The sequence below is a fragment of the Arthrobacter sp. SW1 genome (assembly GCF_001766675.1).
Classification (GTDB): domain Bacteria; phylum Actinomycetota; class Actinomycetes; order Actinomycetales; family Micrococcaceae; genus Arthrobacter.
In genome coordinates this window covers 1-1,496 of the sequence record NZ_MJLT01000041.1, presented here as the reverse complement: position 1 = coordinate 1,496, position 1,496 = coordinate 1, and the positions used below count along the sequence as shown (strand labels likewise).

At 63.0% G+C, this 1,496-nt stretch carries 1 protein-coding gene; it reads right to left on the bottom strand.

What is annotated here, in order from left to right:
- Nucleotides 1-34: 34 nt before the first annotated feature.
- Nucleotides 35-1,144, bottom strand: coding sequence for an IS30 family transposase (locus BIU82_RS13370; RefSeq protein WP_253182781.1), 1,110 nt, complete (start codon nt 1,142-1,144; stop codon nt 35-37).
- Nucleotides 1,145-1,496: the final 352 nt, after the last annotated feature.

Sequence of the window (1,496 nt, the reverse complement as noted above, 5' to 3'; positions counted from 1 at the left end):
GGCGGTTTCTAAGGGTCGTTGCAACACTTGTTGGTTAGATGGCTAGTAGTAGATCACGCAGGCGCTCGGCTGGGGTATCCCAGTCGAGCGTTTTGCGTGGTCGGCCGTTGAGTTCCTGGGCCACGTGTTCAAGATCCTCTGGCCCGTAGACGGACAGGTCGGTGCCTTTGGGGAAGTACTGGCGCAGCAGCCCGTTGGTGTTCTCATTGGAGCCGCGTTGCCAGGGGCTGGCCGGGTCGCAGAAGTAGACCTGCATGTCGGTGGCGATGGTGAAGGCTTTGTGTCCGGCCATTTCGGCGCCTTGGTCCCAGGTCAGGGATCCGCGTAAGTGGTCTGGGAGCGTGGCCATGGTTTTGATGAGACCGTCGCGGACGGTTTCGGCGGTGTGGTCTCCGGGCAGGTGGACAAGCATCACGTAGCGGGTGGTGCGCTCGACCAGGGTGGCGATCGCGGATTGGTTGTTCGCCCCGGTGATGAGGTCGCCTTCCCAGTGTCCTGGCACGGCCCGGTCCTCGACCTCGGCGGGACGGTCGGAGATCATGATCATCGGGTCCACGAACCGGGACGTGCGTTGGGCCGGGTCTTTACGGGGTTTGCGGCGTGCCCGTCCGGTCCGCAGTGCGGCTGCCACTTCGCGTTTGAGCCCGCCACGGGCCTGGAAGTAGAGGGCCTGGTAGATCGTCTCTGGACTCACGCGCATCTCCGGGTCGTCGGGGAACTCCTGGACCAGAGTGCGGCTGATCTGTTCCGGTGACCAGCGTAGGGCTAGTTTGGTCTTCACGTACTCCCGTAACGGACTCTCAGCACGAAGCTTGGCTCTCTTCGGGCGGGCCCTGCGTGCGGCCGCTTTCCGGTCGGCGCCGTGCGGCAGATAGCCGAGCACCGGGTCGGTGTTGCGGGCCAGTTCCCGGCTGACTGTCGAGGCCGGACGGTTGAGGGTCTTTGCGATGGCTCTCATCGAAGACCCGCCAGCACGCAGGTCCTGGATCATTTCGCGTTCCTGCAGGGACAAGAACCGGGCATCGACCGGCCTGGCCGGCGCCGAAGAGTCACCCGGGATCTGAGCGATTGTCACAGGATGGTTGTAATTGACCACTCGTCCATCCGGGTAAATGCGACGGCCACCTGACCTGCGGATTCCCATGTCCCAGTCACGGGCAGTGCGAATGTTCACACCGACGATCGCGGCAGCTTCCCGCCGAGACGTCCCGGACGCCCGCAGACGGAAAAACTTCTCACGCCCCGGGTGCGGACCTCTTCCCCGTTTCCCGAGGCCCTTCAACCCAGCCTTCCGAACCCAGGCTGCCCCGGTCGCTGGATTAATCCCGCAAGCTTTAGCAGCCGCCGTCGTGTCCTGCAGACGATCAAACACTACGAAAAATGCGTCCTTATGTTCCTGCCGGTACCAGCCAGAACCTGATGAATCACCGCTTAAACGAACCACGGTCGTTGCAACTCCCGAAGTCAGGGTGTTGCAACGACCGCTAGAACCCGCC